We start from the raw sequence: 26,299 nt of genomic DNA, 5'->3' as shown, positions 1-26,299 counted from the left end.
CCGCACCCGAGAAGGGTGCGGCTCGTCGTCGTCGACGGTGCTCGCGGCGTCGACTGCGTGACGGGCGCCGGCCAGCCGTACCGAGCCTCCTGGGCCAGGCCCCTACGCCGCGACGTCGAAGACGACGACCCGGGCGGACGCGTCGCCGAGGTAGCTCGCGACCGGCTGGTGCGCGGGGTGGGGCAGGTAGCCGTCGCGGGCCGCGGCGTCACGGAAGCGCACCACGAGCATCCAGTCGAAGCCGGCCTCGAGCTGCTCGGGGCTGACGCTCTCGCCACTCGACACCGACAGCACGCCGTCGATGCCGATCAGGTGCTCGGTCGACAGCCGCGACGCCTGCTCGGCCACGTCGGCCGGGGCCCCCTCGGCCCACTCGACCAACACCACGTGCACGATCTCGTCCGTGTCGGCCATCCGCGCATCCCCTCGTCGTCGCCGCTCGTCGCGGCAGGTCACCCGATCCTGACACGGGCGTCGCCCCGGCGGTCGGCCCGGGCGGCATCGCCCCCACGTGAGAACGCAGGAGGCGCGGGTCACGCGACCCGCGCCTCCTGCGTTCCCGTCGTCGCGGCCTAGCGGCGGACGGCGTCGATCTTCAGCATGCGCGCGATGACCGAGTCGAGCTGGCTGTCGTCGAAGATCTTCTTCCAGTCGTCGCGGACGATCGACTCGCGGCCGTAGTCCATGGCGATGTGGCAGGCGTCGCTGAACGGGTTCGAGCCGCGCAGGCCGTTCGTCAGCGCGATCCAGGTGTGGCCGTAGAGCATCGCGCGAGCGGCCTCGTAGGGGACCCCGACGCCGTCGACGGTCTCTTCGAGCGCCTCCTTGAGGAACGCCCCGATCATGCAGGCCATCGTCTCGACCAGCGTCGGCTCGAGCACGGCCAGCTGCTTGACCGTCACGTAGTGCACCGCGATGACGGGCGCGTAGATCGTCGAGATGACCTGCGTCATGAGCTCGCGGACGGGCGAGTCCTCGGCCACGCCCTCGAGCGCGGCGACGACCTCCTGCGGGGCGGCCACGCCACCGAAGGTGTCGGCCCACTCCTCCTTCGTGGTGCGCTCGAGGAACACGCTGGGGTGGCAGGGGTGCGCCACCGCGTAGTGGATGTCCTCGCGCACGGCGAGCAGGCCCGCGTAGGCGGCGGCCGGGTCGAGGGTGAGGATGACGGCGCCGGTCTTCATCGCCGGGACGACCTGCTCGGAGACCTTGCCGAGCACGACGTCGGGCACGGCCAGGATGACCACGTCGGCGTCCGCCACGGCCACGTCGGTCGCGGTGACCGTGCGGCCGAGCGACTCGATCAGCTCGACGCCGGCGGGCGACGCCTCGCTGTAGAGGGTCGTGTACGCGCTCTTGGCGAGGTTGTTCGAGACGCGCTGGCCCATCTTGCCGCCGGCGCCGATGACGGCGACGGTGACGTCGGACGAGCCCTGGCCGTCCGCGTACGTGACGGTGCTCTCGGGGGCGGTCGTGTCGAGGGTGTCAGTCATTGTTCTTGCTCCTTAGTTCAGAGATGGTTCGTGTCGTCCACTCGGCTTCGAGCCGCGTGGTGGTCTCGGGGTCGCCCTGCCAGGGCAGCCAGTGCTCGACGACCTGGTTGACGGGGCTGGTGCCGCCGTCGCGGGCGTCGAGCGCGGCACGGATGCCGTCGTAGTCGAGGAGGCCCTCGCCGAGGGGCGTGCTGGTGAGCGCGAAGCCGACCCAGCCGTCCTTCCGTGAGAAGGCGAAGTCCTTGACGTGCCAGTTGGCGACGAACGGCAGGCAGCGCGCGGTCACGTCGGCCGGGTGCTCCAGGTTCGCGACGGTGTTCGCCGGGTCGAGCACGATGCCGAGCCGGGGGCTGGCGACCGCCCGCACGACGGCCACGAGCTCGGTCGAACCGACCTGCTCGTAGGTCTCGAGGGCGAGGGTGACACCCGCCTCCTCGTACTCGGGCAGCACCTCGCGCAGCCGACGCTCGGTCTCGGCGGCGTCGGGACGGTCGTCACCCGCCGTCCACATGCTGCGGATCAAGGAGGCGCGCAGCGCGACGGCGAGACGCAGCCACGTCCGCAGGACGGTCGGCCCGGTGCCCCGGGTGCCGAGTTCGAGCGTCAGCCCGAGCTCGTCGGCGAGGTCGCGCAGCGCGGCGAGCTGTTCGTCGCTGTAGCCGGTCAAGGCCTCGTGGTCGCAGATCTGGAACAGCCGGACGCCCTGCGCGGCCGTGTCGCGCAGCATGTCGTCGAGCGTCATCGGCTGCGGGACGAGGTCGCTGCCCCGCCAGAAGTACGCGTAGGTGCTGAGGCCGATCACGAGGTCACCCCGTCCCGGCGTGCGGCGTCGAGCGCCAGCGATTCGTCGAGCGCGAGCGCCTCGTCGAGGATGCGCTCCACCGCCGAGGCGTCGTGGGCGAAGCGACCGAGGAACAGCCCTCGGACCCGGCCGCCCAGACCGGTCAGCAGCCCCGGACCGGCGCTGCCGCCGTAGATCACCCGGCTGCCGGCGCGATCGGCCAGGCCGGCGAGGTGGTCCTCGACGGCCGCGACCACCGCGGTGATGTGGCCCGCGGACGCCGGCACCGGTGCGCCGATCGCCCAGAGCGGCTCGTACGCGACGACGAGGGCACCCGGGAGGCCGGCCTCGTCGGCCGCCGCCAGGGCGAGGGCGATCTGCTGCGTCACCTCGAGCGCGGCGAGGGCGGGCGACGTCTCGTCGGCCTCGCCCACGCAGAGCAGCGGGGTGATGCCGTGGCGCAGTGCCGCCGCCGTCTTGGCCGCGACGACCGCGTCGTCCTCGTGGAAGAGCGTCCGCCGTTCGGCGTGGCCGATCTCGGCGAGGGTGCAGCCGATCTCGGCCAGCTCGGCGCCGCTCACCTCGCCCGTGAAGGCGCCCGAGTCGTCGGTCGCGAGGTCCTGGGCACCGAGGCGGACCGAGGTGCCGGCCAGCGCCTCCTGCACGGGGACGAGCGACGGGAACGTCGGCACGACGAACAGGTCGACGACGCCCCGCCGGACGGCCGGGTGGCGCCGCGCGATCTCGGCCACCTCGGTGCTCCACGCGAGGGTCCTCGCGTGCGAGAAGTACATCTTGAGGCTCACCCCGATCGTGAAGCGGGCCGAGGAGGGCCGGACGGGGGTGGTCACCGGATCGCTCACGCCGCGTCGATGCCGACGGGCTCGCCCGACCCGTCGTAGCCGCAGATGGCCGCGACCTTCTCGGCCGAGGCGCTCGAGGTGTCGAAGCGGTAGGTGAGGAACTCCTTCGCCAGGCGGCGCATGAGCTCGACGCCGATCACGCGCTGGCCCATGCAGAGCACCTGGGCGTCGTTCGAGAGGACGGCGCGTTCGACCGAGAACGTGTCGTGCGCGGTCACCGCCCGGATGCCGGGCACCTTGTTGGCCGCGATGGCGACGCCGAGCCCGGTGCCGCAGATCAGGATCGCGCGGTCGGCGCGGCCGTCGGCGACCATGCGGGCCGCCTCGACGGCGACGTGCGGGTAGGCGGTGTGGCCGTCGGCGGCGACCCCGACGTCGGCGACGCTCGCCACGCCGTCGTTCGCCTCGAGGTCCTTCTTGAGGACCTCTTTGTAGTCGTACCCGGCGTCGTCCGATCCGATGACGATGCGCAGCTGGTCAGCCATGGTGGTGCCTTTCGTGGAGGGTGTGGGGGGGAGGGGTCACGCGGCGGGCTGCGGCGCGAGGACGCGTCCGACGGCCCGCGTGATGAGCCCGAGCGAGGTGGCGCCGGCGTCGGGCGTGCCGAGGCTCTTCTCGGCGTGCGGCCGGGCGCGGCCCATCTTGGGCAGGAGGTCGGCCGTCGCCGCGGCCGCCGTCACGGCGACCTCGGCCGCGGTGGCCCAGGCCGTGGCGAGGTCGGCCCCGTCGTCGACCGCCGCGGAGAGGGCCGCGTCGAAGGGGACGAGCACGTCGACCATGGTCTTGTCGCCGACCGTGGCGCCGAACTCGAGGATCGCCTCGGTGGCGGCGGAGACGCCGCGGGACACGGAGGCGCGGTCCGGGGCCGCCTCGTCGCCCACGGCCGCGCCGAGGCTCGCGAGGGCGGCACCCCAGAGGGCCCCGGAGGTGCCCCCGGCCCGGTCGGACCAGGCGTCGCCGGCGAGGTCGAGGACGGTGCCCGCCCCCGCGCCGGCGAGCACGGCCTCGCGGGCGGCGGCGACGGCGGCGTGGATCCCGCGCTGCATGCCGATGCCGTGGTCGCCGTCCCCGGCGACGGCGTCGATGCGTCCGAGCTCGTCGACGTTCTCCTCGACCGTGGCCCGCACCGCCTCGAGGGCGCTCAGCACCAGGTGGGCGGCCTGTTGGGACGCCGGGGTCGCGGGCGGGATCGCGATCTCGACCCGCGCCTCCTGCTCGGCGTCGTCCGTCCGCGACGCGACGTCGACGGAGCCCTTCTTGTAGGCGGGGGCGTCGACCGGGGCCGCCCAGAGGCGCTCGAGTTCGTCGTCGAGCCAGAACAGGGTCAGCGAGACGCCGGCCATGTCGAAGCTCGTGACGAGCTCGCCGACCTCGGGCTCGACGACCTCGACGCCCGCCTCGCGCAGCAGGGCGTCGACCCGGGCGTAGACGACGAAGAGCTCTTCGTACTTGACCGAGCCGAGTCCGTTGAGCAGCACGGCCACCTTGCGCCCGCGCGCCTCGTCGACCCCGTCGGGCAGTTCGTCGCTCGCGAGCAGCGCCTCGACGAGCAGCTCGGCGAGGCCGTCCGCCGTGGGGACGTCGGTCTCGCCGATGCCCGGCTCGCCGTGGATGCCCATGCCGACGGCCATGCGGCCCTCGGGCACGGTGAAGAGCGGTTCGTCGGCCCCGGGCAGCGAGCAGCCCGAGAACGCCACGCCGACGCTGCGGGTGCGTTCGTTCGCCTTGACGGCGACGCGGACGACGTCGTCGAGGTCGGCGCCCTCCTCGGCGGCGGCCGCGGCGGACTTGAAGACGGTGAGGTCGCCGGCGATGCCACGACGCTTGTGCTTGTCGGTGATCGACGCGCTCGAGATGTCGTCGGTGACGGCGACCGTGCGGGTCTCGATGCCCTCGTCGATCAGCTTCTGCTGGGCCTTGTCGAAGTTGAGGACGTCACCGGCGTAGTTGCCGTAGCTGAGCAGGACGCCCCCGCCGTTCTGGGCCGACTTCGCCACCGACCTGACCTGCTGCCACGAGGGCGAGGCGAAGAGGTTGCCGAGGGCGGCGCCGTGGGCGAGCCCCTGCCCGACGAGTCCGCCGAAGGCCGGGTAGTGCCCCGAGCCACCGCCGACGACGAGCGCGACGCTGCCGGGGGCCGAGCGGGTCGCCCGGACCACGCCGCCGTGGACCCGTCGCACCCAGCGCTGGTTGGCGGCCACGAAGCCGTCGATCATCTCGTCGGCGAAATCGCCCGGATCGTTGAAGAGGCGTGTCATGAGAACTCCAGGAGGCGGTGGTCCGGTCGACGGCGCGACGGCACGACGACGAGGTGCGGAGGGGGGCGGGGCCCGGGCCGGTGATCGTCCGGGCCCCGCGGGGGAGGGGGTGAGCGTCGGTCAGTCGAGCCCGGCGGTGGCGGCCAGGTCGGCCTGCTCGCGGGGGCTGAGGGTGCCCTCGGGCTTCTTCATCCGGCTGAGCGCGATCATCAGCGCGGCCGACAGGAGCATGAAGAACCCGACGATGAACATCGGCACCCGGTAGTCGCCGGTGACGTCGGTGACCAGGCCCGTGATGTACGGGGCGCTGAAGCCGGCGAGGTTGCCGACCGTGTTGATGAGCGCGATGCCCGCGGCCGCCGCGGCACCGGTCAGGAACTGCGTGGGCAGGGTCCAGAAGTTGGGCAGTGCCGCGAAGATCGCCATGGCGGTGACCGCGATCACCGCGATGGTGAGGGCGGGGGACTGCGCGTACAGCGCCAGCGGGATGCTCAGACCGCCCACGACGGCGGGGATGACGATGTGCCAGGTCTTGAGGCCGCGACGCGAGGCGTCACGCGACCAGAAGTACAGGGCGATGGCCGCGGGGACGTAGGGGATGGCCGTGATGAAGCCGCGCTGGGTGACGGTGAACTCGGTGCCGAACTGCTCCTGGAAGCCGCCGATGATGGTGGGCAGGAAGAACGCGAGCGCGTAGAGGCCGTAGATGAAGCCGAAGTAGATGAACGAGAGCATCCAGACGCGGCCGTTCTTGAAGACGACCCCGAGGCCCGGGTGCTTGCCGGTGGTCGAGACGGCACCCGTCTTCGTCGAGGCCTCCTTCACCAGCGCCTGGGTCAGCCAGACCTGCTCTTCCTTGGTGAGCCACTTGGCGTCGGCGGGCTTGTCCTTGAGGTAGAACCAGGCGACGATCCCGACGACGATCGCGGGGATGGCGACGCCCATGAACATGAAGCGCCAGCCCTCGAGGCCGAAGAAGACGCCGTCGTGGCTGATCAACCAGCCGGCGAGCGGGGCACCGATGACGGTGGTGAGGGGCTGCGCCAGGTAGAAGAGGGCGAGGATCTTGCTGCGGTGGGCGGCCGGCACCCACAGGCTCAGGAAGAGGATTGCGCCGGGGAAGAAGCCGGCCTCCATGACGCCGAGCAGGAAGCGCAGGGCGACGAGCTGCTCGAAGTTCTGCACCCAGGTGAAGAGCAACGCCACGATGCCCCAGGTCACCATGATGCGGGCGAGCCACTTGCGGGCACCGAACTTGTGCAGGGCGAGGTTCGACGGCACCTCCAACAGGATGTAGCCGATGAAGAACACGCCCGAGGCGAAGCCGAACTGGGCGGCCGACAGGGCGAGGTCGGACTCCATGCCGTTCGGCGCCGCGAAGCCGATGGCGGTGCGGTCGAGGTAGTTGATGAAGAACATCAACGCCACGAACGGGACGAGCCGGACGGCGACTTTCTTGATCGCGGACTTCTCGACCGCGCTCTGCTGCGCGCTCGTTCGGGTGGTGGTGTCCACATCGACTCCTTCGGATCTAACGACGTTGTTGGATGACGCCTTCGACCGATGCCGGTGGCGCGCAGGAACCATCGTGCCTTTTTCCTCGAAAGCTGTCAACCGGTTGACCAATTGAGCGACGGAGCGAGGCGGAGCGAGCGCCGCGAGAGGTGGACCCGTTGGCCCCGAGAGCTGGACCCGTGGGCCCCGCTGACTAAGCTCGCACCGTGCCGGCATACCCAGAGAGCGACCCCGCGAGCCTCGATCTCGAGCTCGAGATGGTCCCGCGCGGCACCGCGGTCAGCGAGGTCGTCAAGCAGCTCGTGGCCCTCCTGACGGCCGGCGAGCTGACCCCCGGGTCGCGCCTCCCGCCCGAGCGGCAGCTCGCCGAACGTCTCGGCGTCGGGCGGTCGGCCGTCCGCGAGGCCCTGGCCGCCCTCGAGATCCTCGGCATCGTCACGGTGCGTCCGGGCTCGGGCACCTACCTGCGCGACCAGACCTCGGAGCTGCTGCCGACCACCCTCAGCTGGGGTCTCATGCTGAACGCGGCACGCACGCGGGAGCTCATCGAGGTGCGGGGCGGGCTCGAGATCCAGGCGGCCGCCTACGCCGCCGAGCGGGCCTCCGACGCCGACGTCGAGAAGCTGCGCGGCTACATCGAGGTGATGGCCGACTCGCTCGAGGACCTCGACGCGTTCCTCCAGGCCGACATCCGGTTCCACCTGCAGATCGCCGTCAGCGCCGACAACGTCGTGCTCAAGGACCTCCTGCAGAGCACCCGGTCGCTGCTGCGCCTCTGGGTCGAGCGTGGGCTCACCGAGAAGGACCAGGCCGAGGCCGCGTACCGCGAACACCGGGCCGTCTTCCGGGCGATCGAGGCCCGCGACCCGAACGCGGCGCTCGCGGCGATGCGCGACCACATGGCCACCGCCGCCGACCGGGTCCGGAGCGCCACGGTCGTCTAGGTCGTCGCCCCCGACGGGTGGGGCGACGTCGTCGCCTCTGCTCGAGCGTCGGTCGGCACCGGTGCGACCGCACGAGAACGCAGGAGGCGCGGGTCACGCGACCCGCGCCTCCTGCCGCTCGGGCCGGTCAGGCGCGACGACGCAGGACGCGGTGGGCGAGGCCCGCGAGGGCGGCGCCGACGAGGGGCGCCACGAAGAAGACCCAGACCTGGGCCAGCGCGTCGGGGCCGCCGTAGAGGGCCGCCGCCAGCGAGCGGGCCGGGTTCACCGACGTGTTGCTCACCGGGATGCTGATCAGGTGGATCAGCGTCAGGGTCAGGCCGATCGCCAAGGGTGCCAGGGCCTTGTACTCACTCTTGGCGGTCACCGAGAGGATTACGCCGACGAAGACGGCCGTCAGCACGATCTCTGTGACGAGCACGGCTCCGAGGCCGAAACCGCCGGGCGACGACGCGCCGAAGCCGTTCGAGGCGAAGCCCGAGTCACGGGCCGCGGCGAAGTAGCCGGCGGGGCCGTCGGCGGCGACGAGCGCCACGACGCTGGCTCCGGCGGCCGCTCCGACGAGCTGTGCGACGACGTAGCCGGGCACGCTCGCCCAGGTGGTCCGACCGGCCAGGGCGAAGCCGACCGTCACGGCAGGGTTGAAGTGGCCACCCGAGATGTGGCCGACGGCGTAGATGCCGGCCATCACGCTGAGGCCGAACGCCAGGGCCACGCCGAGGAAGCCGACACCGAGCGCGTTGCCGTCGTCCGGGAACGACGACGCGAACACGGCCGTGCCGACGCCTCCGACGACGAGGAGGAACGCCCCGAACGCCTCGGACGCGTACCGCGCGAGCGGCGTGTAGGTCTCGGCGTGCTGGGTGCGCTGTTCTTTCGTGGACCGGCTGGCGGGTGTGGTGCGAGGCATGGGGGACTCTCCGGTGTCGGGTTCGGACGGTGTCGGGTGGGGACGGGGTCGGGTGTGGAAGGGGGTCGGGTTCGGAGGGGTGTGGGCGGCTAGTCGGCCGACGAGGTGAGGTTCTTCACCGTGTCGGAGGGCACCGGCGGGATGCCTCGCTTCACGCCCTTCAGGCCGACGGCGACGAGCACCGCGGTCACGACGGCGAAGACGGCGAACGTGATGAGCGCGGCGGCCCAGAGCGGGAGGGCCAGGGCCAGCAGGGCGACGGCGGTGCCGGCGAGGAGGACCACGGTCACGGTCGCGAGGACGGCCCCGACGGCGAGCAGCACGGCACCGGACCGCGCATCCCGTGCCCGGCCGGCGATCTCGTCGCGCGCCGACCGCAGTTCGGTGCGGACGGCCTTGATGAGGGGCTCGATCGCCCGGCTGCCGAGCTGGTCGCGGAACCTGCCCGCGAAGCCCGCGTCGGCCTGCTTCTCGTCGTCTGCGCTCATGGGGTGGTCCTTCTCTCGGCGGGGCCACTCGGGTCGGTGGCCGGGGATCGCGGTGCCGCGGTGCGGACACGCCGTGTCTCGGTGACACACCATTCGGACGCGAGCGGCAGCCCACCCGTCATCGACCTCCAGCGAGCTTCCAGCCTCGGGTCGACAGGCACTCGCGAAGCGGCCAGGCGGGGGACAGTGCGGGCCTGTCCGGCGGAGGGTGTGCGGTGTCGGGTGTCGGGCGGCGTGCGTCCGGCGTGCGGTGTGCGGCGTCGGGCGACCGGCGTCCGGCAGGATGGCCTCGTGGCTCGACGCGAACCTCCCGTCCTCCGCATCGTCGCGTCGACCAGCGCCGCGGTGCGCCAGGCCGACGGGCCCGACCGGTTCGCGCGCACCGACGCCGCCGTCGACCGACTGCGCGAGGGCGGACGCTCCCGCGAGGACGCCCTCTACCTGCTGTCGTCGTACTGGACCGGCGAGCACGGTCGACAGTCGCCGAGCCCCCGCACGCTGATGATCACCCTCGTGGTGACGCTGGTCGTCTGCATCGGTGCCGTCGTCGTCTTCGGCTCGACCGGCATCTTCTGGATCGCCGCCGTCTTCTTCGGCGGGGGACTGTTCGTGCGGGGGATCGTCGAGCTCTGGCGCCTCCACCGCAACTGGTACGGCTCGCGCGAGCGGCGCACCGCCGTCCGCTCCCTCGTGGGCGTCGCCCTCGACGTCGTCGGCGTCTACCGCGACGGCTACCGCCTCCCCCGGGAGGCGCGCGCGGCCGACCGACGCTGGTCCCGGTTCACGAAGCCGGGGCCGTCACCACGACGACGGTGACCGGACGGCCTCGTGGCCGTCGTTCGGCTCGGCCAGCCACCGACCAGCGTCGTCAGTCGACCAGGATGCGGAGGGCGTCGACGAGCGCCCGGTTGCCGGCGCGGAGGGCGGCGACCTCGGATTCGAGGGCGGTGAGGCGGCTGTCGGTGGGTGCGGGTGTAGGTGCGGGTGCGGAAGCCCGGTCCTGAGTGGGCTCGGGCTCCGGGTCCGGCTCCGGCCGCGGCTCGGGTTCGCTCTCGGGTGTCGGCTCGGGATCGGGGGCAGGATCGGATGCCGCCCAGGGGTCCTGCTCGGGCTCGGGCTGCGGTTCGGGCGCGGCCTCGGTCTGCGGCCCGGCCTCGGCGTCGGGCTCGGGCTCGCTCGCGGGCTCCGGAGGTGCGGCGGGCTGCGGCGCGTCGATCGGTTCGTCGTCCGTGGGGGACTCGACCCGCGCCTCCTTGGTGGTCTTGACGACCTGCGAGAACTTCGGGCGGGGCTTCCGCTTCGGCTTGGCGGGCTCGGGTGAAGCCTCGTCGACCCAGTCGCTGAGGGTCTGCCGCGGGACGTTGAACTCTTCCGCGACGACGGTGAGGACGTTGCGGTCGGTCGGGTTGGTCATCCGACGCTGCAGCACGCGGGCCGTCGCGGCCTCTCGCGTCTCGTCGTCGTACCACTCGTCGAAAGGCATGATCCGATTCTAGGGACGCGTCCCTCCCTCCCCTCCCATGGACATGTCATGACCGATTGACAGGACATGAAGACATGGATAGCCTCGTCCTGTCGCAGCGGCAGGGCGACGACCCGCACCGACGCGGGAAGCTGTAACCACAACCAATGGAGGAATCGTGGTCACCGACACATCGGGCAGTTCGCCCCGAGTAGCTCTTCCCGCCCTGGTCTCGGGCCCGCACACCAAGCGCCTCGGCACCGTCGCGGTCATCGCCACCTTCGGTGGCCTTCTCTTCGGCTACGACACGGGCGTGATCAACGGCGCGCTCGACTCGATGGAGGAGAGCCTCGGGCTCACGCCGGCCAGCGAGGGGGTCATGGTCTCGGCCATCCTCATCGGGGCCGCGGTCGGGGCGTTCTTCATCGGGCGCATCTCGGACGCCTTCGGGCGGAAGCCCACAATCAACACCCTCGCCATCCTGTTCTTCTTCGCCGCCCTCGCCTGCGTGCTCGCGCCCACGTGGGAGTTCCTCACCGGGGCACGGTTCTTCCTCGGCATCGCCGTCGGAGGGGCCTCGGTCACCGTTCCGGTGTTCCTGGCCGAACTCGCGCCCACCGAGCAGCGCGGCGGGCTCGTCAGCCGCAACGAGCTGATGATCGTCTCGGGGCAGCTCGCCGCCTTCACGATCAACGCCGTCATCGGCAGCGTCTGGGGCGAGCACGACAACGTGTGGCGCTACATGCTCTCCGTCGCGGTGCTGCCCGCGATCGCCCTCTTCATCGGCATGTTCCGCGTCCCCGAGAGCCCTCGCTGGCTCATCGCCAAGGGCCGCGACGACGACGCGCTCGCCGTCCTCAAGCAGATCCGCGCCGACGACCGGGCGGTGGCCGAGATGGCCGAGGTGCGCCTCCTCGCCGACGAGGAGAAAGAGGCCAAGAGCGCCCGCCTCGCCGACCTCATCGCCGCGCCCTGGCTCCGCAAGATCTTGTTCATCGGCATCGGCCTGGCCGTCGCGCAGCAGCTGACGGGCATCAACTCGATCATGTACTACGGCACCCAGGTGCTGCAGCAGTCCGGGTTCTCGCAGAGCGGGGCCCTGATCGCCAACGTCGGGGCGGGCGTCATCGCCGTCGTCGCCATGCTCGTCGCCCTGCGCATCATCAACAAGGTCGGACGGCGCACGATGCTGATGGTCGGTTTCGCCGGCGTCGCGATCTTCCACCTGCTGATCGGCCTGTCGTCGCTGCTGATCCCCGAGGGGCTCGGCCGGGCCATCGTCGTCCTGGTCTTCGTCATCGGCTTCGTCGGCACCATGCAGGGCACCATCGGCCCGCTCGTCTGGCTGATGCTCAGCGAGATCTTCCCCCTCAAGCTGCGTGGCGTCGGCATGGGGCTCACGGTGCTGATCCTCTGGCTGACCAACTTCGCCGTCAGCCTGCTCTTCCCGATCCTCGTCGCCGGCATCGGCATCTCGACGACGTTCTTCATCTTCGCGGTGCTCAACGCCGGGTCGTTCCTCTTCGCCGTCAAGAAGGTGCCCGAGACGAACGGGCGGTCGCTCGAGCAACTCGAAGAGGACTTCAGCACCGGTGCCATCTACGTCGTCAAGAACGGCAAGAAGTGACCGCGACCGCTCGCCTGGCTCCCGAAAGGACGACCACGTCATGACCGACCACAACGACAGCGCCCCCTACGAGGTCCTCACCATGGGCCGCGTCGGCGTCGACATCTATCCGCAGCAGTCCGGTGTTCCCCTCGAAGAGGTCGAGACCTTCAGCAAGTCCGTCGGGGGAAGCGCGACCAACGTCGCCATCGCCGCCGCCCGGCACGGCCGCCGGTCCGCGGTGGTCACCCGCACCGGCGACGACCCCTTCGGCCGCTACATCGTCCGAGAGCTCGAGCGGCTCGGCGTCTCGACCCGGCTCGTCTCGACCGTCGACGGGCTGAACACCCCGGTCACGTTCTGCGAGATCTTCCCGCCCGACGACTTCCCGCTCTACTTCTACCGTCAGCCGAAGGCACCCGACCTCATGATCACCGCGGGCTCGCTCGACCTCGCCGCCGTCGAGAAGGCCACGGTCTTCTGGGCGACGGTCACCGGCCTCAGCGAAGAGCCGAGCAGGCAGGCGCACCACGTGGCCTGGCAGGCCCGGGGTCGTCGTCCACTGACGATCCTCGACCTCGACTACCGCCCCATGTTCTGGAAGAGCCCCGAGGTCGCCACTCGCGAGGTCGGGCGCGCCCTCGAGCACGTCACCGTCGCCGTCGGCAACCGCGAAGAGTGCGAGATCGCCGTGGGCGAGACCGAGCCCGAGCGGGCGGCCGACGCCCTCCTCGAACGAGGCGTCGAACTCGCCGTCGTCAAGCAGGGCCCCAAGGGCGTCCTCGCCAAGACGCGAGACGAACGGATCGAGGTGCCGGCCCACCTCGTCCAGGTCATCAACGGTCTGGGGTCGGGCGACGGGTTCGGGGGAGCCCTCTGCCACGGCCTCATCGAGGGATGGTCGCTCGACCGCACCCTGCGCTTCGCGAACGCGGCCGGGGGCATCGTCGCCACCCGGTTCGAGTGCTCCACCGCCATGCCCACGACCGACGAGGTCGAGGCCGTCCTCGAGGAGGCGCACCATGTCTGACCGCACCGCCCCGGTTCTCGACTTCGAGCGCCTCCGCACCCTCCGGGCCGCCGAACCGCACCGGGTGGCCGAGGTCCTGGCCGCCCGCACGCGGCCCGTCCCCTTGGCGGCCGACGGACGCCTCTTCATCGTCGCGGCGGACCACCCCGCCCGTGGTGCCCTCGGCGTCCGAGGCGACGCGACCGCCATGGCCGATCGCTACGACCTCCTCCGCCGACTCGTCGTCGCCCTCGGGCGACCCGGCGTCGACGGTGTGCTCGGCACTCCCGACATCCTCGAGGACCTCGCCCTGCTCGGAGCCCTCGACGGCAAGGTCGTCGTCGGCAGCATGAACCGCGGCGGACTCCAGGGCGCCACGTTCGAGCTGGACGACCGCTTCACCGCGTACTCGGCCGCGTCGATCGCCGACTCCCGGTTCGACTTCGCGAAACTGCTCGTCCGCGTCGCCCTCGACGACCCCGGCACGGCCTCGACGCTCGCCGCCACGGCACGCGCGGTGACCGAGTCGGCCAGGCTGCGCCTCCCGATCATGCTCGAGCCCTTCATGAGCTCGTGGCTCGACGGACGCGTGACCAACGACCTCACGGCCGACGCCGTCATCAAGTCGGTCGCCATCGCGTCGGGCCTCGGCGAATCCTCCGCCTACAGCTGGCTCAAGCTGCCCGTCGTCGACGACATGGAACGCGTGATGGCGGCGACGACCCTGCCCACGCTGCTGCTGGGGGGCGACCCCGCCGTCGACCCGGCCGACACCTACGCCCGCTGGGCCGCGGCCCTCGCCCTCCCCGGCGTCCGCGGGCTCGTCGTCGGACGCACCCTGCTCTACCCGAGCGACGACGACGTCGCCGCCGCCGTGGACCACGCCGCCGGGCTCGTCCACCCACCCTCGACCACGAACGGATCGGCAGAACGATGACCAGCACCACCAGCACGCACACCGCCACCGCCACCGATCGCCCCCTGGTCGCGCACTGGATCGACAACGCCGAGGTGCCCGGCACGAGCGGCCGCACCGCCCCCGTCTACGACCCGGCCCTCGGGGTCGCGACGAAGGACGTCTCGCTCGCCGACGCCTCCGAGATCGATGCCGCCGTCGCCTCGGCACGACGGGCGTTCCCCGCCTGGCGCGACCTCTCGATCACGAAGCGTCAGCAGATCCTGTTCCGCTTCCGTGAGCTGCTGAACGAGCGCAAGGGCGAACTGGCCGAGATCCTCACGAGCGAACACGGCAAGGTGCTGAGCGACGCCCTCGGCGAGATCACCCGCGGCCTCGAGGTCGTCGAACTGGCGACCGGGTTCCCCCATCTGATCAAGGGCGAGTTCTCGCAGCAGGTGTCCACCGGGGTCGACGTCTACTCGACCAAGGCACCCCTCGGCGTGGTCGGCGTCATCAGCCCCTTCAACTTCCCGGCCATGGTGCCGATGTGGTTCTTCCCGATCGCCATCGCGGTCGGCAACACCGTCGTGTTGAAGCCGTCCGAGAAAGACCCGTCCAGCGCCATGTTCCTCGCCCGCCTCTTCGCCGAGGCCGGCTTGCCCGAGGGCGTGTTCAACGTCCTCCACGGCGACAAGGAGGCCGTCGACGGCCTGCTCGAGCACCCCGACGTCAAAGCCATCTCGTTCGTCGGGTCGACACCCATCGCCCGGTACATCTACGAGACCGCCGCCCGGCACGGCAAGCGCGTCCAGGCACTCGGCGGTGCCAAGAACCACATGCTCGTCCTGCCCGACGCCGACCTCGACCTCGTCGCCGACAGTGCGATCAACGCCGGATTCGGCTCGGCGGGCGAGCGCTGCATGGCGATCAGCGTGGTCGTCGCGGTCGAACCCGTGGCCGACGAACTGATCGAGAAGATCACCTCACGCATGGCCGGCCTCACCGTCGGCGACGGTCGCCGCAGCTGCGACATGGGCCCTCTCGTCACCGAGCAGCACCGGGACAAGGTCGCGAGCTACATCGACATCGCCCTCGCCGACGGAGCCGACGTCGTCGTCGACGGCCGGGGCGTCGACGTCGACGGTGAGGCCGACGGCTTCTGGCTCGGGCCCACCCTGATCGACAAGGTGCCGCTCACCAGCCGCGTCTACACCGAAGAGATCTTCGGGCCGGTGCTGTCGATCGTGCGCGTCGCGTCGTACGACGAGGGCGTCGCCCTCATCAACGCCGGGGCCTACGGCAACGGAACGGCGATCTTCACCAACGACGGAGGCGCGGCGCGGCGTTTCCAGGCCGAGATCGAGGTCGGGATGATCGGCATCAACGTGCCCATCCCGGTGCCCGTCGCGTACTACTCGTTCGGCGGCTTCAAGGACAGCATCTTCGGTTCGGACAAGGCCTACGGACGTCAGGGTTTCGAGTTCTACACCCGCGAGAAGGCGATCACGTCGCGCTGGCTGGACCCCAGCCACGGCGGCGTCGACCTGGGCTTCCCCCAGAACTGACCGCCCGCCCGATCTGTCCCCAGGCAGTACCCCCGTGGCCCCCGGGCCGCCCGCTCGATGATGAGGTGGACGACATGAACGACGACCCCCGCTGGTTCTTCCCCCGCGGCGACCTGACCCGCGACGGCTGGCAGACCGTCGTCGACGGCGACCTCGACGGTTGGCAGCACACCGGCCTGCGTGTCGGCGAGCTCGGTGACGGTGTCTCGTTGCCCCTCGCCGCCGGTGGGGTCGAGCGCATGGTGGTGCCGCTGGTCGGCGACGTCGTGGTCGAGTGGAGTGATGGCCGAGGTGGGTCGGGCACCGTCGAGCTCGCCGGGCGGGCGTCCGTCTTCGACGGGCCGGCCGACGTCGGCTACCTCGGCGTCCGGACGGAGGCGGTGGTCACCGGGAGCGGTCGGGTCGCGATCGCCGAGGCACCCGCCGACCAGGTGCTCGACGTGCAGGTGCTCCGTCGTGACGACATCCCCGTCGAGATCCGCGGCGCCGGTCGATCGACCCGCCAGGTGCACAACTTCGGCACCCCGGACGGGTTGCACGCCCAGAAGCTCATCGTCTGCGAGGTCGTGACGCCCGCCGAGAACTGGTCGTCGTACCCTCCGCACAAGCACGACGACGGGGTGCCCGGTACCGAGTCCCGCCTCGAAGAGATCTACTACTTCGAATCCGCCGTCGGCCGCGGCCTCGACGCCCCCTCGCAGGCCGACCCGTTCGGCATGTTCGCCACCTACAGCTCACCCGCGGGGCAGATCGACGTGAACGCCCTCGTCCGCACCGGCGACGTCGCCCTCGTCCCGTACGGGTACCACGGCCCCGCCGTCGCCGCCCCGGGCTACGACCTCTACTACCTCAACGTCATGGCGGGGCCCGACCCCGAGCGCGCCTGGCTCATCACCGACGACCCCGCCCACGGGTGGGTCCGAGCCGGCTGGGAGTCCCAGGCCCCCGACCCCCGGCTGCCCTACCTCCCCACCGCACCCTCGAAAGGACCGCGTCGATGACGACGAAGAGACTCACCGTGGGCCAGGCGCTCGTCGAGTTCCTCGCCAACCAGTGGACCGTCGACGGCGACGTGCGAGAGCGCACGATCCCCGGCATGTTCGGCATCTTCGGCCACGGCAACGTCGCGGGCGTCGGCCAGGCGCTCAAGCAGTACCACGTCGATCGGCCGGGCCTGATGCCGTACCTGCAGGCCCGCAACGAACAGGCGATGGTGCACCAGGCCGTGGGCTACGCCCGCATGCACCGGAGGCGCGCGACCTACGCCAGCACCGCCTCCGTCGGTCCGGGTGCCGCCAACATGCTCACCGCCGCCGCGCTCGCGACGACGAACCGCCTGCCGGCCCTGCTGTTGCCGAGCGACACCTTCGCGACCCGGGTCAGCGATCCCGTGCTGCAGCAGATCGAGATGCCGCACGACACGTCCCTGCAGGTGACCGACGCGTTCCGGCCGTTGTCGCGATTCTTCGACCGGGTCGACCGGCCCGAGCAACTCTTCTCGATCGCGCTCGCCGCGATGAGGGTGCTGACCGACCCGGCCGAGACCGGCGCCGTCACGATCGCCCTGCCCGAGGACGTCCAGGCCGAGTGGCTGGACGTGCCCGACGAGTTCCTGCAACCCCGCGAATGGCACATCCGTCGGCCCGTGCCCGAGAGAGGGCCGCTCGAGCGCGCCGTCGCCGCGATCAAGGCCGCGAAGCGCCCCGTCGTCGTCGCCGGCGGTGGAGTCCTCTACTCGGGCGCCGAGCAGCAGCTCGACGCCCTCGCCCGGGCGACCGGCATCCCCGTCGGCACGACGCAGGCCGGCGGAGGGTCCCTCGCCTGGGACCACCCGCAGTACCTCGGGGGCATCGGTGCCACCGGCACGACCGCCGCGAACCGCATCGCCGCCGAGGCGGACCTCGTCATCGGCGTCGGCACCCGGTACAGCGACTTCACCACCGCCTCGCGGACGGCCTTCCAGGGCTGCGACGTGCGATTCGTCAACGTCAACGTCACGTCGTTCGACGCCTACAAGCACGGTTCGCAACTGCCCGTCGTCGCCGACGCCCGCGAGACGCTCGACGCGCTCGCCGCGGCGCTCGCGGGGCATCGGGTACCCGACGAGCACTCCGCTCGCGTGGCCGCCGAGAAGGCGACCTGGGACGCCCTCGTCGACGAGGCCTTCCAGCCGTCCGGGCTCGCGTTGCCCGGCCAGCCCGAGATCATCGGTGCCGTCCAGGCCGCCAGCGACCCGACCGACGTCGTGGTCCAGGCGGCCGGGTCGCTGCCCGGCGACCTGCACAAGCTGTGGCGGGTCCGCGACCCGCTCGGGTACCACGTCGAGTACGCGTTCTCGTGCATGGGCTACGAGATCGCCGGTGGCCTCGGCGTCAAGAGGGGTGCACCCGACCGCGACGTCATCGTCATGGTGGGTGACGGCTCGTACCTCATGCTGCACACCGAACTGGTCACCGCCGTCGCCGAGGGCATCAAGATCATCGTGGTGCTCATCCAGAACCACGGCTACGCCTCGATCGGCCACCTCTCCGAGACCGTCGGGGCCGACCGCTTCGGCACGCTCTACCGCAAGCTCGATCCCGACTCCCTCGACTTCCAGGGCACCGAGGTGCTGCCGGTCGACCTCGCGATGAACGCCCGCAGCTACGGGCTCGACGTCGTCGATGTGCAACCGACGCCGAACGCGGTCGCCGACCTCTCCGCAGCCCTCGCCGCGGCCAAGGCCTCGTCGACCAGCACGCTCATCCACCTGAACAGCGACCCGCTCGTCTACGCCCCGGACGGCGAGGGCTGGTGGGACGTCCCGGTCGCGCAGGTCTCGACCCTCGACAGCACCACGGCCGCCCTGGCCGACTACCGCGAGCAGCAGGCCGCGCAGCGCCCGCTGCTCGGCTGACCCCGCCACACCTCACCCGCACCCTCTCGAAAGGCACCGCCGCCATGACCGACACCGTCACCGACCCCGACGCCACGCCCACCGGCCCGGGTGGGCGCGGACTCCGCATCGGCACCGCACCCGACTCGTGGGGTGTCTGGTTCCCCGAGCACCCCGGTCAGATCCCCTGGCCGCGGTTCCTCGACGAGGTGCAGCAGGCGGGCTACCACTGGATCGAACTGGGCCCCTACGGGTACCTGCCGACCGACCCCCACCAGCTCGAGGACGAGCTCGGTCGGCGCGACCTGAAGCTCTCGGCCGGGACGGTCTTCACCGGGTTCCACAAGGGCGACGACCAGTGGCGACGCGCGTGGGACCAAGCGCTCGCCGTCGCCGGCCTCGCCTCGGAGCTCGGTGCCGAGCACCTCGTCGTCATCCCCGACCTCTGGCGCAGCGACGCCACGAGCGAGGTGCTCGAGGCCCGCACCCTCACCGACGACCAATGGGCGGCGCTCGGCGCCGGCCACGACAAGCTCGGCAAGGCGCTCCTCGAAGAATTCGGCGTCAAGCAGCAGTTCCACACCCACGCGGACAGCCACGTCGGCACGTACCGAGAGACCGAGCGGTTCCTGGCCGAGACCGACGTGCGCTACACGAACCTGTGCCTCGACACCGGGCACTTCGCCTACTACGGCGGTGACTCCGTGCGCCTCGTCGAGGAGTACCCCGACCGCATCGGTTACCTGCACCTCAAGCAGGTCGACTCCGACCTGCGGTTCACCGTGCTCAAGAACGACGTGCCGTTCGGTGACGCCGTCGCTCAGGGCGTCATGGTCGAACCGCCGCACGGCGTGCCCGACCTGGCGCCGGTGCTCGACGCGGTCAGCCGCATCGATCCCGAGATCTTCGCCATCGTCGAGCAGGACATGTTCCCGGTCGAATCGATCGACCTGCCCCTCGGGATCGCGACCCGCACGCGCGAGCACATCATGAGCTGCTCGCCTCGCTCCCGTCTCGTCTGACGTCCCGCCGCTGACACCCCCGCCCCGAAGGAGAACACCCGTGAACACCACAACCCCCGACCTCCGCGTCGCCGTCGTCGGTGCCGGCATGATGGGCGCCGACCACGTCGCCCGCATCACGTCCACCATCAGCGGGGCCACCGTCGTCGCCGTCGTCGACCCCGACACCGCTCGTGCCGACGCCGCGGCGGCGACCGCCCCCGGCGCGATCACCGCGGCCGACTTCGACGAGGCGCTCGCCGCCACCGAGATCGACGCCGTCATCATCGCCACCCCGGGCTTCCTCCACGAGGCCGTCCTCCTGCCCGCACTCGACCGCGGCCTGGCGATCCTCTGCGAGAAGCCCCTCACCACCGACGAGGCCGCCTCGCTCCGCGTCCTCGAGGCGGAGCAGAAGCTCGACCGGCCGCACATCCAGGTCGGCTTCATGCGTCGCTTCGACCAGGGGTACCGAGACCTCCGGGCCCTCGTCGCGTCCGGCGAGCACGGTGCCCTGCTCGCACTGCACTGCGCCCACCGCAACGCCACGACGCCGCCGAGCTACTCCGAAGAGATGCTCATCCTCGATTCCGTCATCCACGAGATCGACGCCGTCCCCTTCATCGCCGGTGAGCCGATCGTCGCGGTCGAGGTCAAGAAGCCCCGCCGCAACTCGCTCGCGCCCGAGGGGCTCCGAGAGCCGCAGTTCGTGATCCTCGAGACCGAGTCGGGCACGATGGCGATCGTCGAGATCAACGTCAACATCCAGTTCGGCTACCAGGTCACCACGGACGCCGTCTTCGAGAGCGGCGTCGCCTCCATCGGGCGCGAGTCCGGACTCCAGCTCACCACGGCCGCCCGGTCGGGCGTCGCCGTGCCGCCGACGTTCAAGGAGCGCTTCGGCGCTGCCTACGACACCCAGGTGCAGCGCTGGGTCGACGCCGCGCACCGCGGCACCATCGACGGTCCGAGCGCCTGGGACGGCTACCTCGCGAGCGTGGTCGCCACGGCGGGTGTCGAGGCGCAGAAGACCGGCCGCCGCGTCGAGGTCGACTACGCGATGGCCAAGCCGTCGTTCTACGATCTGCCCCGTGCCGCCGCGACGGGGGAGTGACCGGTGGTGAAGATCGCCCTCGACCCCACCCCGCTGCACCACAGCCACTCCCTGCTCGAGCTGCCCGCCAAGGTCGCCGAACTGGGGTACGACCACCTGCAGTTGACGCCGCACCGCGATTTCATCCCGTTCTTCCGACACCCGAAGGCCGACGACGACCTCGTCGACGCCTTCGCGGCGGCCTGCAAGGAGGCGCGGGTCGAGATCGCGTCCGTCCTGCCCGTCCTGCGCTGGTCAGGTCCCGACGAGGAGTCCCGTCGGGCCGCCGTCAAGCACTGGAAGCGCGTCATCGAGATCACCGCCCGCCTCGGCGTCGGGGTCATCAACACCGAGTTCAGTGGTCGTCCCGAGCTGTCCGAAGAATCGGAGCGTCAGTTCTACTGGTCGATGGAAGAGTTGCTGCCCGTCCTCGAACGCGAGGGCATCCGTGTGTTCATCGACCCGCACCCGGACGACTTCGTCGAGGACGGTCTCGAAGCCCTCCGGGTCATCCGCGGCCTCAACACGAAGCAGGTCGGTCTCGCCTACGTCGCGTGCCACACCTTCCACTACGGCGGCGACATGGCCGGGATCATGGCCGCCGCCGGGCGATCACTCGGCCTCGTCCACATCGCCGACACGTTCGACCACCGCCGCTCGCACGGGCTGAGGTACATCAGCAACCCGCCCGGCAACGCGGCCCGCGTCCACCAGCACCTGAAGATCGGGGACGGTGACGTCGACTGGGACGGCTTCTTCGGAGGCCTGCACGGGCTGGGCTTCTTCGATCGCGACGACACGATCGCCGTCTCGAGCGTCTTCGCCGAGGACGAAGCCGTCGACGGCGTCAGCCGCTACCAGCGAGAGCAGATCCTGGCGCGCATCCACGCGGCGTCACGCGCCTGAGTCGCCGACTCGCCCGGCACCTGCGGCCCCCACGGCCCCCGCCGCCCCCGCGGCACCCGCGGCACCCGCGGCACCCTGGCCATCCCCGACCACACCCGACGAAAGAAGAACCCATGCCCCTCGTCCGCATCGACCTCCTGCCCGGTCGCAGCCCCGATCAGATCACCGCGATCGCCGACGCCGTTCACGACGCGATCGTCGACGTCTACGGCATCCCGCCTCGCGACCGCTTCCAGGTGATCAGCGAACTGCCAGCCGGTCGCATCATCGCGCAAGACGCCGGGCTCGGTTTCGAACGCTCCGGCGGAGTCGTCATGATCCAGATCTTCACCCAGAGGGGGCGCACCGACGAAGCCAAGCAGGCCCTCTACGCCCGGATCGCCTCGGGCCTCGAGACCGTCGGCGTGGCCGGAGAGGACGTCTTCATCGGCTACGTCGAGAACGGTCCGCAGGACTGGTCGTTCGGCTTCGGGGTGGCGCAGTACGTGACGGGTGAACTGCAGGTGCCTTCCGCCGCCGGACAGGCCGACTGACCCGCCGGCCGGGCATCGGCGCCCGGCGCCGGCCGCCACCGCCCGGCGTCGCTCGTCGACTACTTGTCGACGAGGGTGATCGAGAACGAGTAGAGGTCGGGCCGGTAGCAGTGGTGCCCGACCTCGACGGCCCGACCCGACGCGTCGTAGGCCGTGCGGGTCATGGTCAGCACGGCCCCGCGCGGCTCGATCTCGAGCAGCTGAGCCTCGTCGGCGTGGGCGGCCCGGGCCCCGATCCGCTGCTTCGCCACCCGGATCGTGACGCCGAGGGCTCGGAGCAGTTGGTACAGGCCTTGGGCGGCGAGGTCGGCGTCCGAGAACGGGGCGAGGTCGAGGGGCAGGTAGTTCTCGAGCACCGCGACGGGGACCCCGTCCGCCAGGCGGAGGCGCCGTACGTGGCTGACCCGGTCGCCGACCTCGATGCCGAGAGCCAGGGCGGTCTTCTCGTCGGCCGCGACGACCTGGTGGGCGAGCAGGCGTGTCGTGGGGGCCTTGCCGCTGTCGGTCAGGTCTTCGAACAGGCTGGTCAGCTCGACGTTGCGGGTCACGGGGCCGTGGACGACCTGGGTGCCGATCCCGCGCCTCCGGACGACGAGCCCCTTGTCGACCAGCTCTTGGATGGCTCGCCGGACGGTAGGCCTCGACAGGCCGAGACGTTCGCCGAGTCCGACCTCGTTCTCGAGTCGAGCGCCCGCCGGCAGCTGCCCACCCAGGATGGCCGCCTCGAGTCGCGTGGACATCTGGAACCACAACGGGATGGGGCTGCCGCGGTCGAGGTCGGCGAAGAGATCGGCCGGAAGCTTCGCGTCGGTCATGTGGTCCCCTCAGCCGAACGTATGTCGTGACAACCTTACGGGCGGCGCGGGCCGGTGGCCATCCCGGGGCCGGGTCGGCGTCTCGCGCGCGTAGCGGCCAGGTCAGCGCTCGGTGAGCGCGGCCGCGTAGGCGCGGACCGAGCGGTGGTAGCGGGGGAGGGTCGGCTCGACGGCCTCGATCGCGACCCGCAGGGCCTCGTCGACCCGGCCGGCGCTGTGCAGGGCGAGCGCGAGGAAGACCTTCGGTGCCGCTCCGGTGGCCGGGTGATCGGGGGCGTCACGCAGCATGGCGATGGCCTCGTCGATGCGGCCGAGGTTGCGCAGCGTGGAGGCGTGCTGCACGACCATCTGCGCGGCACGGGTTGGGTCGACGGTGTCGAGGCCGGCCTCGGTCGCCGCCGCGTAGTGCCCGTGGGCCTCGGCCTCACGGCCCCCGGAGTCGTGCGCACCCCCGAGTTCGAACTCGCCCAGCGCGGGGTGCGGAGCGTCGGCGGCGAGGGCCGTCATGCGCTCGATGCGCTGCTCGTCGTCGACGGTCTCGTCGGCCCAGAGGGCGGCGACGCGGTCTTCCCAGGCCTCGGTGCTCATGGGGCAACGGTAGCGGGCTCCCCGATCGAGGCGACCCGCGCCTCCTGGTGTCGGAGCGCCGGTCGCCGGGCTCCGGGGCCCGAGATGGGAGCCGCGGGCGCCTGGCCCCGGGTCTCAGGCCCGCCGGGCGCGGGTGGACCGTGCCAGCTGCACGGCGACGGCCGCGACGGCCGTCACGACCAGGACGAGAGCGCCCGCGAGGGTGCCGGCGAAGAACGTGAACGACTTGGCCGTGTGGACGTCGGTCGGCAGTCCCCGGGTCACGGCCACGATCACGATGCCGGCGACGAGGGCCGCGGCGAGCGAGACCCAGAAGGCGTGGCGGATCCGCCGGGTCGGGACGGTGGCCGGCCCGTCGACCGACGCCGTCGGCGGAGTGCGCCGCAGGTACCGGACGGCCGCGATGCCGAGCACGACGAGCCCGCCGAGCGACGAGACGTACTGCGCCCACTGCGTGCCGACCAACGGCCCCCACTGCTGGGCCAGTGCCGGGATCACCGTGCTGCCGAACCGGTCCGGGTGCGTGAACGCGTCCCAGAGCACGTGGGTGAGCACGCCGAGGACGAGGGCGAGGAGGGCCCACGGGGCGGTGCGGGCGAGGCCGGTCCGCGAGCCGGCCACGGGCACACGTCCGGCCTCGCGCCCGTCCCACGACGCGGGCAGGCGCGACCCGATCGACGTCGGCAGCAGGGCGCGGGCCGCCGGCCGCAGCAGCACGCGCCAGACGAGGTACAGCAGCACCGCGACCGGCGCCGAGAACAACAGCAGGCTCGGGAACCCGTGGGTCTGCTCGTAGGTCACGCCGACGGGGAAGAACAGCGGCACGTCCGGGGCCATCGACCCGACCGCGACCGCCCCGAACGGCAGGGGCGTGCGGACGAACGGCAGGGCGACGACGGCATGGCTGGGGGTGAACGGCACACGCCATCGTGGCCGACGAGGGCCGCGGCGGGCGTCCACCCGGGGGTTGAGAGCGGCGCGACCCGGGGACGACATGGGTCGTCGGGCGGTCTCGGGAAGCGACGAAGGCGTGATCGACGCGACCCGCGCCTCCTGGGGTCGTCAGGCGGTGGACCCCGCCGACGAGCCGGTCCGCGTCGCGAGGACGTCGCGCACGGTCGTCCAGCGCTCGGGGCCGTAGCGGTCGTTGTCGACGTGGCGCAGCTGCGCGTCGCCGCTGAACATGCTGACGAAGTACTGCATGCCCTGCCAGGCGGGGAAGGTGTCGTCGCCCTTCGACGTGCGACGCATGACGGCCGCCATCGCCGAGAGGGTGCCGGTCGTGCCGGCCCACTGCGGCTTGAAGTCCTGGCCGGTGAGCTCGCTCATCGTGCGGGCGACCCGGCGCGCCGTGACCCGGTCGCCGGCGACCTCCACGACGCGCGGCGCCTCGGGGTCGAGCGCGACGCGGGCGACGACGTGGGCGACGACGTCCTTCGTCGTGAAGTCGAGGACCTGGTCGGCCGACGACCAGAACAGCACCCGCTTCCGGTCGAACAGGACCATCGGCGCGTCCCCGGTCAACAGGTCGGTGAACATGCCGTTCAGCACGGACGTCGCCCGGATCGGAGCCGCGTCGACGTCGGCCGCGAACTCGCGCCGCAGCTCGAAGTTGCGGTTGCTGCCCGGCGGGATGCTGCGGTAGTCGGCCGAGTAGTCCGACGGCACGAACCGCGGCACCCCGGCCGCGACGGCCGCCGTCAGCAGAGCACGCTGCGCGTCGACGATCACGGGGCGGACGCCGCTCACGGCGGACACGACGACGTCGGCGCCGCGGGCGGCCTCGGTCAGGGCGGGCACGTCCGTGTAGGAGGCGCGGGTCACCTCGACCCGGTCGTCGTCTCCGAACAGCGTGGTCGCGCCGGTGCTGCCGGGGCGGGTCAGGACGCGCAGACGCACGTCGCTCGTGGTGTCGCGGAGCAGCTCGCGGGAGATGCGCCGGCCGAGGTCGCCGGTCGCGCCGGCGAGGAGGACGGTGGTGGTCATGGGGGAGTGGCTCGTTCCGTCGGAGGGTCAGAGGCCAGTCTGCGCGCTCGGCGGCGGTGCGGTGCGGTGTGCTGGTGCGGGGCGCACGACGCCAGGATGTGGTCACAGCGCCAGGACAAGGGCTGGCGCTGTGCCCACTTCCTGGCGTGGTGCGCTGGGGGCGGGCGTCCTCGGGGACGCGACCCGCGCCTCCTCGGGGCTCGGGGCGTCGGCCGTGCGCACCCGCTGTCGGAGGGGAGCACGATGGCGGGGACCCGTCGCACCCGTGCGCGGGCGAACGGAGAGAGCCGACCATGAGCACCACCGACCCCGACGACTTCGTCACCCGCGCCGCACGACGGGCCCGTGAACTCATCGACACCTCCGACGTCGTGCCGCCCGTGGCCCGCGGTGCCCTGCACGACCTCGCGGGCCGGGCCGAGACCGTGGTGCGCGACGTCACCGACCGGGCCGGGTCGTCGGCCCACGACCTGGTCGACCGCGCCGAGGTGATCGCCGACCGCGCCGAGAAGACCGTGCGCGACGTCGCCGAGACCGTCACGATCGCCGCGATGGAGGCCACCGACCAGGCCCACCAGCGCTACCGCCGCCGGGCCCGCGTCACCAACGCCGTGGGGGCCACCGTCATCACCGGGCTCGTGGTCGCGCTGGTGGCGAGCCGCCGGCGCGGGTAGCCCCGCCGCCTCGCCGCCCGGCCACCCGGCCACCCG

The 26,299-nt window shown here is 71.7% G+C and carries 27 protein-coding genes; 13 read left to right on the top strand and 14 right to left on the bottom strand.

The genetic code is table 11. The features are described from left to right. Positions 1–102: 102 nt before the first annotated feature. The 7 genes from SZ60_RS15890 to SZ60_RS15860 form a co-directional block, all read right to left on the bottom strand. Positions 103–414, bottom strand: a complete 312-nt coding sequence (locus SZ60_RS15890) for a Dabb family protein (RefSeq protein WP_052505472.1) — start codon at positions 412–414, stop codon at positions 103–105. 158 nt (positions 415–572) lie between these two features. Then, the gene (locus SZ60_RS15885; RefSeq protein ID WP_082060228.1) at positions 573–1,493 is read right to left on the bottom strand and encodes a phosphogluconate dehydrogenase C-terminal domain-containing protein; all 921 of its coding nucleotides are present in this window, start codon (positions 1,491–1,493) and stop codon (positions 573–575) included. Beyond that, positions 1,486–2,295 carry a sugar phosphate isomerase/epimerase gene (locus SZ60_RS15880; protein ID WP_043597725.1) on the bottom strand — a complete coding sequence of 270 codons (810 nt, stop codon included), beginning with the start codon at positions 2,293–2,295 and terminating at the stop codon, positions 1,486–1,488. The genes SZ60_RS15885 and SZ60_RS15880 overlap by 8 nt, the downstream gene beginning before the upstream one ends. Next, positions 2,292–3,137, bottom strand: coding sequence for a triose-phosphate isomerase family protein (locus tag SZ60_RS15875; protein WP_043597724.1), 846 nt, complete (start codon positions 3,135–3,137; stop codon positions 2,292–2,294). The genes SZ60_RS15880 and SZ60_RS15875 overlap by 4 nt, the downstream gene beginning before the upstream one ends. Then, positions 3,134–3,622 (bottom strand): ribose-5-phosphate isomerase, encoded by a 489-nt coding sequence (locus tag SZ60_RS15870; protein WP_043597722.1) that lies wholly within the window; start codon positions 3,620–3,622, stop codon positions 3,134–3,136. The genes SZ60_RS15875 and SZ60_RS15870 overlap by 4 nt, the downstream gene beginning before the upstream one ends. 36 nt (positions 3,623–3,658) lie before the next feature. Further along, positions 3,659–5,395, bottom strand: coding sequence for a dihydroxyacetone kinase family protein (locus SZ60_RS15865; protein WP_043597721.1), 1,737 nt, complete (start codon positions 5,393–5,395; stop codon positions 3,659–3,661). 120 nt (positions 5,396–5,515) lie between these two features. Then, the gene (locus SZ60_RS15860; RefSeq protein WP_043597719.1) at positions 5,516–6,910 is read right to left on the bottom strand and encodes an MFS transporter; all 1,395 of its coding nucleotides are present in this window, start codon (positions 6,908–6,910) and stop codon (positions 5,516–5,518) included. 206 nt (positions 6,911–7,116) lie between these two features. On the opposite strand from SZ60_RS15860, the gene SZ60_RS15855 reads away from it, so the two are divergent. Next, complete coding sequence (locus SZ60_RS15855; RefSeq protein ID WP_231567194.1) at positions 7,117–7,854, top strand: FadR/GntR family transcriptional regulator; 738 nt, start codon at positions 7,117–7,119, stop codon at positions 7,852–7,854. A gap of 127 nt (positions 7,855–7,981) precedes the next feature. Here the strand turns inward: SZ60_RS15855 and aqpZ are convergent, their stop codons facing one another. Both aqpZ and SZ60_RS15845 read right to left on the bottom strand, forming a co-directional pair. Then, on the bottom strand, positions 7,982–8,764 hold the full coding sequence (gene aqpZ, locus SZ60_RS15850; protein WP_043597717.1) for an aquaporin Z: 783 nt from the start codon (positions 8,762–8,764) through the stop codon (positions 7,982–7,984). Positions 8,765–8,853: 89 nt separating this feature from the next. Then, complete coding sequence (locus SZ60_RS15845) at positions 8,854–9,252, bottom strand: phage holin family protein (protein WP_052505471.1); 399 nt, start codon at positions 9,250–9,252, stop codon at positions 8,854–8,856. 291 nt (positions 9,253–9,543) lie between these two features. Between SZ60_RS15845 and SZ60_RS15840 the strand changes: the two genes are divergently transcribed. After that, complete coding sequence (locus SZ60_RS15840) at positions 9,544–10,068, top strand: hypothetical protein (RefSeq protein ID WP_043597716.1); 525 nt, start codon at positions 9,544–9,546, stop codon at positions 10,066–10,068. 52 nt (positions 10,069–10,120) lie between these two features. Here SZ60_RS15840 and SZ60_RS16710 read toward each other — a convergent pair whose 3' ends face one another. Beyond that, a complete protein-coding gene (locus tag SZ60_RS16710) occupies positions 10,121–10,735 on the bottom strand; it encodes a hypothetical protein (RefSeq protein ID WP_052505470.1) in 615 nt (204 codons plus the stop codon). Between the two features lie 157 nt (positions 10,736–10,892). Here SZ60_RS16710 and SZ60_RS15830 point away from each other — a divergent pair, with 157 nt between their 5' ends. From SZ60_RS15830 to SZ60_RS15785, 10 genes are all read left to right on the top strand, one after another. Then, positions 10,893–12,341 carry a sugar porter family MFS transporter gene (locus SZ60_RS15830; RefSeq protein ID WP_082060225.1) on the top strand — a complete coding sequence of 483 codons (1,449 nt, stop codon included), beginning with the start codon at positions 10,893–10,895 and terminating at the stop codon, positions 12,339–12,341. Between the two features lie 40 nt (positions 12,342–12,381). Continuing rightward, positions 12,382–13,350 carry a 5-dehydro-2-deoxygluconokinase gene (gene iolC / locus SZ60_RS15825; protein ID WP_043597712.1) on the top strand — a complete coding sequence of 323 codons (969 nt, stop codon included), beginning with the start codon at positions 12,382–12,384 and terminating at the stop codon, positions 13,348–13,350. Then, positions 13,343–14,266, top strand: coding sequence for a hypothetical protein (locus tag SZ60_RS15820; RefSeq protein ID WP_043597710.1), 924 nt, complete (start codon positions 13,343–13,345; stop codon positions 14,264–14,266). The genes iolC and SZ60_RS15820 overlap by 8 nt, the downstream gene beginning before the upstream one ends. Then, on the top strand, positions 14,263–15,792 hold the full coding sequence (locus SZ60_RS15815) for a CoA-acylating methylmalonate-semialdehyde dehydrogenase (protein WP_043597708.1): 1,530 nt from the start codon (positions 14,263–14,265) through the stop codon (positions 15,790–15,792). Before SZ60_RS15820 ends, SZ60_RS15815 begins: the two co-directional genes overlap by 4 nt. Positions 15,793–15,866: 74 nt before the next feature. After that, positions 15,867–16,793, top strand: a complete 927-nt coding sequence (gene iolB / locus SZ60_RS15810) for a 5-deoxy-glucuronate isomerase (protein WP_043597731.1) — start codon at positions 15,867–15,869, stop codon at positions 16,791–16,793. After that, a complete protein-coding gene (iolD, locus tag SZ60_RS15805) occupies positions 16,790–18,688 on the top strand; it encodes a 3D-(3,5/4)-trihydroxycyclohexane-1,2-dione acylhydrolase (decyclizing) (protein WP_043597705.1) in 1,899 nt (632 codons plus the stop codon). Before iolB ends, iolD begins: the two co-directional genes overlap by 4 nt. 44 nt (positions 18,689–18,732) lie before the next feature. Continuing rightward, a complete protein-coding gene (locus SZ60_RS15800) occupies positions 18,733–19,689 on the top strand; it encodes a sugar phosphate isomerase/epimerase (protein ID WP_043597702.1) in 957 nt (318 codons plus the stop codon). Between the two features lie 40 nt (positions 19,690–19,729). After that, positions 19,730–20,782 (top strand): Gfo/Idh/MocA family protein, encoded by a 1,053-nt coding sequence (locus tag SZ60_RS15795; RefSeq protein ID WP_255349715.1) that lies wholly within the window; start codon positions 19,730–19,732, stop codon positions 20,780–20,782. Between the two features lie 6 nt (positions 20,783–20,788). Further along, positions 20,789–21,667 (top strand): sugar phosphate isomerase/epimerase family protein, encoded by an 879-nt coding sequence (locus SZ60_RS15790; RefSeq protein ID WP_043597727.1) that lies wholly within the window; start codon positions 20,789–20,791, stop codon positions 21,665–21,667. Between the two features lie 113 nt (positions 21,668–21,780). Next, on the top strand, positions 21,781–22,200 hold the full coding sequence (locus tag SZ60_RS15785) for a tautomerase family protein (RefSeq protein ID WP_043597700.1): 420 nt from the start codon (positions 21,781–21,783) through the stop codon (positions 22,198–22,200). A 59-nt stretch (positions 22,201–22,259) separates the two neighbouring features. Here SZ60_RS15785 and SZ60_RS15780 read toward each other — a convergent pair whose 3' ends face one another. The 4 genes from SZ60_RS15780 to SZ60_RS15765 all read right to left on the bottom strand — a co-directional run bounded on the left by SZ60_RS15780 (position 22,260) and on the right by SZ60_RS15765 (position 25,589). Then, positions 22,260–23,015: a GntR family transcriptional regulator gene (locus tag SZ60_RS15780; protein WP_043597698.1), complete on the bottom strand. Its 756-nt coding sequence runs from the start codon at positions 23,013–23,015 to the stop codon at positions 22,260–22,262. Between the two features lie 102 nt (positions 23,016–23,117). Continuing rightward, on the bottom strand, positions 23,118–23,603 hold the full coding sequence (locus SZ60_RS15775) for a tetratricopeptide repeat protein (protein WP_043597697.1): 486 nt from the start codon (positions 23,601–23,603) through the stop codon (positions 23,118–23,120). Between the two features lie 114 nt (positions 23,604–23,717). Beyond that, positions 23,718–24,524 carry a DUF4184 family protein gene (locus tag SZ60_RS15770; RefSeq protein ID WP_043597694.1) on the bottom strand — a complete coding sequence of 269 codons (807 nt, stop codon included), beginning with the start codon at positions 24,522–24,524 and terminating at the stop codon, positions 23,718–23,720. 141 nt (positions 24,525–24,665) lie between these two features. Next, complete coding sequence (locus SZ60_RS15765) at positions 24,666–25,589, bottom strand: NmrA family NAD(P)-binding protein (protein ID WP_043597692.1); 924 nt, start codon at positions 25,587–25,589, stop codon at positions 24,666–24,668. A 293-nt stretch (positions 25,590–25,882) separates the two neighbouring features. Here SZ60_RS15765 and SZ60_RS15760 point away from each other — a divergent pair, with 293 nt between their 5' ends. Further along, complete coding sequence (locus SZ60_RS15760) at positions 25,883–26,263, top strand: hypothetical protein (RefSeq protein ID WP_043597691.1); 381 nt, start codon at positions 25,883–25,885, stop codon at positions 26,261–26,263. Positions 26,264–26,299: the final 36 nt, after the last annotated feature.

Source organism: Frigoribacterium sp. MEB024 (assembly GCF_000878135.1).
Taxonomy (GTDB): domain Bacteria; phylum Actinomycetota; class Actinomycetes; order Actinomycetales; family Microbacteriaceae; genus Frigoribacterium.
Note: the sequence above shows the minus strand (reverse complement) of the source record. Positions and strands in the feature narration are given on the sequence as shown.